Raw genomic sequence first — 8080 nt, 5'->3', positions numbered from 1 at the left:
GTTGGGGGGAGGCGAGTGTCCCGGGGCATGTGGCAAAGTTTGGTCCGTAGGGAGATCTGAGCCATGCGTAGGAATCGCCCCACACCGACAAATGCCCCGTCGTTTGAGGGTGCTGGTTCCTCCCGAAATCTTCAGGCACACCCCCTGCGGTCCCTTGAGACGGTCGCTCCGCACACCAGAGAACAGGACTGCTATGACGGCCATAAAGGCACAGACGCGGCTCAGAGTGGCCGTTATCGGCGCCGGATATTGGGGTCCGAATTTGGCCCGCAACTTTAGCTCCGGTCCGGATTGGGAGCTCGTGGCCATCTGCGATCTGGATGCTGCCCGCGGACAGGCTTTGGCCGACCGGGCCGGCGGCCAGGTTGATGTCTACACGGATCTCGGAAGCCTTCTGGCCCGTGACGACCTCGATGCTGTCGCCGTTGCCACGCCCGCGAAGACGCACCACGGAATCGTGCTCGCCGCCCTGCGGGCGGGCAAGCACGTCCTCGTGGAGAAGCCCCTCGCGGACAGCCAGGAACTCGGTGCGGAAATGGTGCGTGAGGCCGCCCTCAGAGGACTGACGCTGATGGCCGACCACACGTACTGCTACACACCGGCTGTTCTGAAGATCCGTGAGCTCATCGCAGAGGGTGCCCTCGGCGACATTCTGTTCATCGACTCCGTGCGCATCAACCTCGGGCTTGTGCAGCCCGACGTCGACGTCTTCTGGGACCTCGCACCCCACGACCTCTCCATCATTGATTTCATCCTCCCCGGAGGCCTGCGTCCCACGGCCGTGTCGGCACAGGGAGCAGACCCGCTCGGGGCAGGCAAGGCGTGCATCGGCTACCTGACCATTCCGCTGCAGAATGACGCCATCGCGCACGTTCACGTGAACTGGCTCAGCCCCACGAAGATTCGTCAGATGGTGATCGGCGGCACAACCCGAACGTTGGTCTGGGACGACCTCAACCCGCAGCAGCGACTGAGCGTGTACGACCGCGGAGTCGATCTCACCCAGCAGTCCGTCGACGGCGTCGATGCCGCGGCATCCATGGTTTCGTACCGACTCGGTGACACCTGGTCACCGGCGCTCCCCGAGCGTGAGGCCCTCGGGGCGATGGCCGCGGAATTCGCTGCGAGCATCCGCGAAGAGCGCGCACCACGCACCGACGGTGAAGCGGGCCTGCGGGTGCTCGCCGTACTCGAAGCAGCAAGCCGCAGCCTGGCCGACCGGGGTTTACTGAGCAGTCTGACGATAATCGATGCCCCGGCAGTGGATGCCGCGCGAGTGGCGGTCGTGCGATGAGCGCCCTGCAGGGCGCTCGGGTCCTCGTCACCGGTGGAGCTGGCACGATCGGCTCGACGCTCGTTGACCAATTGCTCGATGCCGGTGTGTCGCACATCGATGTTCTGGATAACCTCGTGCGCGGTCGCCGCAGCAACCTCGCGCCGGCGTTGGCCACCGGCCGGGTCTCCCTCGTGGAGGGTGATATTCGGGACCGTGACCTCGTCCACGACGTCACCAAGGGCAAAGACCTGGTCTTCCACCAGGCCGCCATTCGCATCACCCAGTGTGCCGAGGAACCGCGGCTGGCGCTTGAGGTGCTCGTTGACGGAACCTTCAACGTGTACGAGGCCGCTCAACAGCACGGTGTGAGCAAGGTGATTGCGGCGTCGAGCGCATCCGTCTACGGCATGGCCGAGCACTTCCCGATCGACGAGCGACACCATCACCACAACAACGACACGTTCTACGGTGCGGCCAAGTCGTTCAATGAAGGCATGATGCGCAGTTTCCGTGCGATGTACGGCACCGACTACGTCTTGTTGCGCTACTTCAACGTCTACGGACCGCGTATGGACGTGCACGGCCTGTACACCGAGGTCCTCGTGCGCTGGATGGAACGCATCGCGGATGGCAAGTCGCCGCTGATCTTCGGCGACGGCACGCAGACCATGGACTTCGTGTACACGACCGACATCGCTCGGGCCAACGTTTTGGCGGCGGCGAGCGATGTGCGCGAGGGCGTCTACAACGTGGCGCGCGGCGAGGAAACCAGTCTGCTCGAACTTGCGCAGGCGCTGCTGCGTGTGATGGGATCCACGGTCGACGTGGAACACGGCCCCGACCGACCCGTCAATGGCGTCGTGCGGCGGCTGGCAGACATTGATGCAGCGCGTCGTGACCTCGGCTTCGTGGCCGAGACCTCCCTGGAGGACGGCCTCGAACAGCTGGTGCAGTGGTGGTGGCCTCTGCGCGAGCAGATTGCCGCCGAGCGCGTTGTCGGGGTCGCCTCATGACACGCATCAACGTGATGAAGCCCTGGATGGGCGCCGAAGAGGTCGCGGCCGTCACTGCGGTCATCGAATCGGGGTGGGTCGCCCAGGGGCCGAGGGTTGCGGAGTTCGAGGGGCTTTTCGCGGCGACCATGCAGATTCCGTTTGCGGTCGCCACCTCGAACTGCACAACGGCCCTGCACCTCGCGCTCGTCGTGGCCGGCATCGGTGCCGGTGACGACGTTGTCGTGCCCTCCTTCTCCTTCATCGCCACGGCCAATGCCGCGTCCTATGTCGGTGCCCGCGCCGTCTTTGCCGACGTCGATGTTCTCACCGGCAACGTGACGGCGGAGACCATTCAAGTCGCGCTCACACCGGCCACCCGCGCGGTGATCGTCGTAGACCAGGGCGGCGTGCCGGTCGACCTCATTCCCATTCGTGCGCTCTGCGATCCTCTGGGCATTGTCGTCGTCGAAGACTCGGCCTGTGCGGCCGGCTCCACCTATCGCGGCCGCCCGGTTGGTGCAGGTGCGGAGATCTCTGCGTGGTCTTTCCACCCGCGTAAATTGCTCACAACGGGGGAGGGCGGCATGCTCACAACCTCCCGGCCGGAATGGGCGGCACGAGCCCGCCAACTGCGCGAGCACTCGATGAGCGTGTCGGCTACGGATCGCCATTCCTCGGTGCTCGCGCCGCCGGAAGAGTACCGCGAGATCGGATTCAACTTCCGGATGACCGACTTGCAGGCAGCCGTGGGAATCGTTCAGTTGGGTCGGCTCCAGGCCATCGTCGAACGTCGCCGTGAAATTGCGGCGGGGTATGCGGCCGCGCTCGCCGAGATTCCCGGTCTGCGAGCCGTGGCCGACCCCACCTGGGGTACGACGAACTTCCAGTCCTTCTGGCTGGAAGTCGGCCCGGAGTACGCGCTCGACCGTGAGCAACTCCTGGAGCGCCTGGCCGTCGCCGACATTTCCGCGCGACGCGGCATCATGGCCGCGCATCGGCAGCCCGCGTACCTCGGGCACGATGGCGGCACCGCGACTCTCACCGCAACCGAACATCTCAACGACACCACCCTGATCCTGCCCATCTATCACCAGCTGACGAAAGACGATCAGAAACGCGTCATCGCGGTCCTTGAGCTCGAGGATGCGATCGCCCATGCCTGAAATCCTGCTCGTCGGAGCCAGCGGACTGGCCCGGGAGGTGCTCAGCCTGCTGCGCATCCAATCGGACCCGCGCAGCGTTCTTTTCCTTGACGACCGGCCCGACCTGTGGGGTACCTCGATCGATGGCGTCCTCGTCGGAGGGGGCCTGGCGGAAGTCACGACTCACCCGACCGCGCAGATCGTCCTCTGTGTCGGGCGAGGGGCAGCTCGGTCAGCGATCGCCGACCGGCTTGTCGAGCTCGGAGTGTCGGACGGGCGATATGCCCGGATCATTCACCGCTCGGTCGAGATCCCCGACTCGTGCCGCGTGGGGGCCGGCAGCATCCTGCTCGCGGGCGTTGTGCTGACCACTGACGTGCACCTCGGCGACCACGTCGTTGTCATGCCCCATGTGACTCTCACACACGGCAATCGAGTGGATTCCTTCGCCACGCTGTGCGCCGGCGTCACCCTGGGAGGCGACGTGCACGTCGGCTCGGGCGCCTACCTCGGTATGAACGCGAGCGTGCGGGAGCGCACCGGAATCGGACGGCGTGCGGTGCTGGGTATGGGAGCGGTCCTGACGCAGGATTTGCCGGCGGAGGAAACGTGGGTGGGCGTTCCTGCCCGCCGTCTGGAGGGGGCACGAGTATGAAGGTTCCGTTCATTGATCTTGCCGCGCAGCAGGCCGAGATCGCCGAGGAGGTACTGCCGGTTTGGGCGCGTTTGTTCTCTACGGCGGGATTCATCGGCGGTGAGCAGGTCGCCGCGTTTGAACGCGAGTACGCCGAGTTCATCGGTGTCGGCTATTGCGTGGGAGTGGGCAACGGTACCGATGCAGTCGAGCTGGCTCTGCGTGCCGCGGGCGTGCTGCCGGGCGACGAGGTCATCATCCCCGTGAACACCTTCATCGCCACTGCCGAGGCGGTCTCCCGCATCGGTGCCGTGCCCGTGTTTGTGGACGTCGACCCTGACTATCTCCTCATTGACCCGGCCGCCGTCGAGGACGCCATCACGCCGCGCACGCGTGCGATCGTCCCGGTACACCTCTACGGGCAGACCGCTCCCATGGATGCGATCATCCCGCTGGCCGAGCGGTACGGGCTCGTCATTGTGGAAGATGCCGCGCAGTCGCAGGGCGCATTCTCGACCGCCGGCAGAGCCGGTGCGCTCGGCCGCGTTGCCGCCACGAGCTTCTATCCGGGAAAAAACCTCGGAGCTGCCGGCGATGCCGGAGCCGTGCTCACCGACGACCCGGCGGTCGCGGAATTCGTGCGGAACCTGGGTGCCCACGGCAGCTCGGTGAAGTATGTGCACGATCGTGTGGGGATGAACTCGCGTCTCGACGCCGTGCAGGCCCCCGTCTTACGCGCCAAGCTGCGCCGTCTGGACGCGTGGAATGCCGCGCGTCGGGTCGCCGCCGCCCGCTATGCGGAGCTGCTCGCGGATGTACCCGACGTGCGCGTGCCGCGCGTGCGTCCCGGTAACGAGGACGTGTGGCACCTCTACGTTGTGCAGGTGGAGGAGCGCGACCGCGTGCTCGCCGAGCTGGGTGCCGCGGGTGTGGGTGCGGGCATCCACTACCCGACGCCGCTGCACCTCACGGCCGCCTACGCCGGCCTCGGCTACCGCGAAGGTGAGTTCCCGGTTGCGGAAGCGGCGGCCGAGCGCATCCTCTCGCTGCCGATGTTTCCGCACCTCACGGCAGACATGCAGACCGTTGTCGTCTCAGCGCTCACGATGGCCACGACCCTGGCCGGCGTCACGCAATGAACGGTGAATCGGCGCTCAGAGTGCTGGTGCATCTGAACAGCCTTGAGCTGGGAGGAACCCAGATCAATGCGGTGGATCTCGCGGCCCAGATGCGCAGTCGCGGCGTGGAGTCCATCCTGATGGGAGCACGCGACACCATTCCGGATGGCCCGTCACTGATCGAGGTAGCGGCGGCGCGTGATCTGGAGATATGTCTGTACGACCCTGCGCCGACGATCACACAGCGCGCACGCCAGATCACCGACCTGGTGCGCCAACACCAGATCAACCTCGTTCACGTCTACGGTTCGTGGGGCGGTGGCGCCCGGCCGACCTACTGGGGACCATCACTGTTCGCCCGGACGCCGTGGGTTCAGACGGTCTATGAGATGAGCGTGTCACCCAAGCTTCACCGACATATGCCGATGATCGTCGGAACGGGCTACCAACGTGATGAACAGCGTGATCGTCCGGGTCGGACTATTCTCATCAGTCCCCCCGTCGATCTGCTGGAGAATGCCCCAGACGCTCACGACGGCGCGGATTTTCGCCTGGCACATCAACTCGGGGACGGTCCGCTGCTGGTCATCGTCAGCCGGCTCGACGCCAGCATGAAATCAGTGCCCACTCTCGTCGCCATCGACGCCATGCGTGTGCTCGCTCCAACCGGGGCGACCCTCGCAATCGTTGGTACCGGCGACAACATGGCAGCAATCCAGTCTCGAGCTGACGTCGTCAACGAGACTGTCGGCAGGGATGTCGTCCGGCTCGTCGGGCCGCTGGTCGACCCGAGACCGGCATATGCTGCGGCCGACATCATGCTGGGAATGGGTGGCTCTGCTGCGCGGTCGCTGGCATTCGCGAAGCCGCTCGTCGTGCAAGGCGAGGCAGGATGGTCATTGCTCTTCGAACCCTCGTCCGCGGAGACCCTTGCCCGGTCCAGTTTCTGGAGCCCCGATGCAGTTCCCGACGCTGCGGCACGCCTTGCTGCGACAATCGCCCCCCTTCTCGCTGACACCCAACGGCGCAGCGAACTCGGAAGTTTCGGCCGGGCTTTCGCTCAGGAAAGGTTCGCCCTCACGGCAATGTCTGACCGGCTGATTGATTTCTATCGGACAGCCCAGGGTGAGTACACGGTCGGAGATTGGATCGCTGACCTCCCGCTCGAAGGGCGAACGCTCGCGGCGAAGATCGTTCGTGTGGCTCGACAGGCGCTCCGTCCCGCACCGACTCCGGCGGGGGTCTTGTGATGGGCGCCGACGGGCAGAAGAGCGCCCTCGGTATCGCCGTGCCTGGCGTGGCCTCCCGAGCGTGCGCTCGAGCGAGCGCGCTGATGCTCGGCTTTGCAAGTGGCGTGATTGGGACGCTGCCGCCCCGAGTGCGATACGGGTATGTGCACCGATTCGCGGGGGTACTCCTGCACAAGCCGCTACGGTCATTGCCCGCACTCGACGTCGTTCCGAGATCGGTGTCGACCGTGCCTGTCGCGCAGGGCGGGGATCTGACGTGCGTTCTGGGCGTGGGCGCAATAGATATCGGCGGAATCGGTTCCGTCGTCGAGTTGCTCGCCACGCACCTGTCGGCGCGGGGCGTCGAACCGGCCGTCGTCTGCTGTGGCGACGGGGTGCGTGCACGACGCATCCGCGCCCTGGGGATCGATGTGCGCTCAGTCGACGACCACGCGTCAGCCGTCCGCGCTTTCGCGGAGCTCCGCCCGGACGTTATTCAGCTCCACGGTTCGCCGGCCTTCATAGAAGCTGCCGCCCGCGAGACGGGGGTACCGGTCGTGCCGGTGATGCACAACACGGAAATCCATGTTTCTCGTGCCCGCTGGCGCAGATTCTCGAATGTACTCAGGCAGTCATCCTCTGCGATTGCCGTCAGCGAAATTGTGCGCGCTTTCCACGCGGCGCGGGTGGCGACGCCTCTTCGGTCCCGGATCGTCGTGATCCCCAACGCAGCGCCGGGCTTGGGCGCGCTCAGCGCGCAGCAGCGCAGGGCCGCTAGAGACCTCCTCGAAGAGGCCGTCGGTGGACATTTTGGCGATGACGTGGTCTTCGTGTGCCTCGCGAGGTACGACGCCCAAAAGAATATCGTGGGAACAGTGGCATCGTTTCTGGCGTGCGTGTCGACAGGTGTACCGGCACAGCTCGTGGTTGCGGGCGAACCATCGGACTGGGTCGAGTTCCGGCGAGCCGACGCGATACGACGCGGAAGTCGCAATCCTGACCGGGTTCATTTGCTCTCGACATCGGACGCACGTTCGCTCCTCGGTGGCGCTGATGCCTTCGTGCTCAACTCATTCTTCGAGGGATGGCCCGTTGCCGCCACCGAGGCGTGGGCCGCTGGTCTGCCGCTCCTTCTGAGCGATGTGGGTGGCGCCCGTGAGCTCGTGGCGCGCGATCCCGAGCGTTCGGTTCTCATCTCCAACGCGTCGGGCAATGCGAACGAGGTGACCGACGCGCGCGTTGAACACACGAGGTGGCACGCACGGCACCAGAGCAACTCCTCCGAGCTCGGGGACGCCGTCCAGAAGGTTGTCACCACGGTGCTTCGAGAACGTGAGGTGCCAGTCCCCCCACGAGAAATAGTGGACGGGGTCGCCACCATGATCGATGCTCATGTCCGCGTGCTGCGCGATGCAGCACGCGCTACTCCTGCAGGCGGATCGAAGCCAGTGGGTCGACGACCCGGGGAATACTCGCAACGGACGGTGACGACATGAGTCGAGTGGCTCCCCGCGTTGTGCCGTTCGGCCAACTCCCCGTGAATGAAAGGTCCTCGAGATGACTCCGACGCTTCCCTCTATCGGCGAGCATTCTCGTCAGCTCGGCTCCCGGGTCACCCGGGCTACCGGCATTCTTCGCACGGAAGGTCCTCGTGTGCTCGCCCAGCGCCTCGCACGTTACTCCTAC

At 65.5% G+C, this 8080-nt stretch carries 7 protein-coding genes; all 7 read left to right on the top strand.

From position 1 onward, the window contains the following. Positions 1-193 precede the first annotated feature (193 nt). Genes JF66_RS06085 through JF66_RS06055 form a run of 7 tightly spaced genes read left to right on the top strand, consistent with a single transcriptional unit; the run spans position 194 to position 7890 of the window. Positions 194-1294 (top strand): Gfo/Idh/MocA family protein, encoded by a 1101-nt coding sequence (locus tag JF66_RS06085; protein WP_035876287.1) that lies wholly within the window; start codon positions 194-196, stop codon positions 1292-1294. Continuing rightward, positions 1291-2289 carry an NAD-dependent epimerase/dehydratase family protein gene (locus JF66_RS06080; protein ID WP_035876286.1) on the top strand — a complete coding sequence of 333 codons (999 nt, stop codon included), beginning with the start codon at positions 1291-1293 and terminating at the stop codon, positions 2287-2289. Before JF66_RS06085 ends, JF66_RS06080 begins: the two co-directional genes overlap by 4 nt. Continuing rightward, positions 2286-3434: a DegT/DnrJ/EryC1/StrS aminotransferase family protein gene (locus JF66_RS06075; protein ID WP_035876285.1), complete on the top strand. Its 1149-nt coding sequence runs from the start codon at positions 2286-2288 to the stop codon at positions 3432-3434. The genes JF66_RS06080 and JF66_RS06075 overlap by 4 nt, the downstream gene beginning before the upstream one ends. After that, the gene (locus JF66_RS06070; protein ID WP_035876284.1) at positions 3427-4068 is read left to right on the top strand and encodes a NeuD/PglB/VioB family sugar acetyltransferase; all 642 of its coding nucleotides are present in this window, start codon (positions 3427-3429) and stop codon (positions 4066-4068) included. Before JF66_RS06075 ends, JF66_RS06070 begins: the two co-directional genes overlap by 8 nt. Beyond that, positions 4065-5186, top strand: a complete 1122-nt coding sequence (locus JF66_RS06065) for a DegT/DnrJ/EryC1/StrS aminotransferase family protein (protein ID WP_035876283.1) — start codon at positions 4065-4067, stop codon at positions 5184-5186. The genes JF66_RS06070 and JF66_RS06065 overlap by 4 nt, the downstream gene beginning before the upstream one ends. Further along, positions 5183-6415: a glycosyltransferase family 4 protein gene (locus tag JF66_RS06060; RefSeq protein ID WP_051973182.1), complete on the top strand. Its 1233-nt coding sequence runs from the start codon at positions 5183-5185 to the stop codon at positions 6413-6415. The genes JF66_RS06065 and JF66_RS06060 overlap by 4 nt, the downstream gene beginning before the upstream one ends. Further along, positions 6415-7890: a glycosyltransferase family 4 protein gene (locus JF66_RS06055; RefSeq protein WP_035876282.1), complete on the top strand. Its 1476-nt coding sequence runs from the start codon at positions 6415-6417 to the stop codon at positions 7888-7890. Before JF66_RS06060 ends, JF66_RS06055 begins: the two co-directional genes overlap by 1 nt. The last annotated feature ends 190 nt before the right edge of the window (positions 7891-8080 follow it).

The organism is Cryobacterium sp. MLB-32, assembly GCF_000738085.1.
In the GTDB taxonomy this organism is placed as follows: domain Bacteria; phylum Actinomycetota; class Actinomycetes; order Actinomycetales; family Microbacteriaceae; genus Cryobacterium.
Note: the sequence above shows the minus strand (reverse complement) of the source record. Positions and strands in the feature narration are given on the sequence as shown.

Coding starts and splice junctions, on each gene's coding strand:
- JF66_RS06085 (WP_035876287.1), top strand. CDS start 194: ATGACGGCCATAAAGGCACAGACGCGGCTCAGAGTGGCCGTTATCGGC.
- JF66_RS06080 (WP_035876286.1), top strand. CDS start 1,291: ATGAGCGCCCTGCAGGGCGCTCGGGTCCTCGTCACCGGTGGAGCTGGC.
- JF66_RS06075 (WP_035876285.1), top strand. CDS start 2,286: ATGACACGCATCAACGTGATGAAGCCCTGGATGGGCGCCGAAGAGGTC.
- JF66_RS06070 (WP_035876284.1), top strand. CDS start 3,427: ATGCCTGAAATCCTGCTCGTCGGAGCCAGCGGACTGGCCCGGGAGGTG.
- JF66_RS06065 (WP_035876283.1), top strand. CDS start 4,065: ATGAAGGTTCCGTTCATTGATCTTGCCGCGCAGCAGGCCGAGATCGCC.
- JF66_RS06060 (WP_051973182.1), top strand. CDS start 5,183: ATGAACGGTGAATCGGCGCTCAGAGTGCTGGTGCATCTGAACAGCCTT.
- JF66_RS06055 (WP_035876282.1), top strand. CDS start 6,415: ATGGGCGCCGACGGGCAGAAGAGCGCCCTCGGTATCGCCGTGCCTGGC.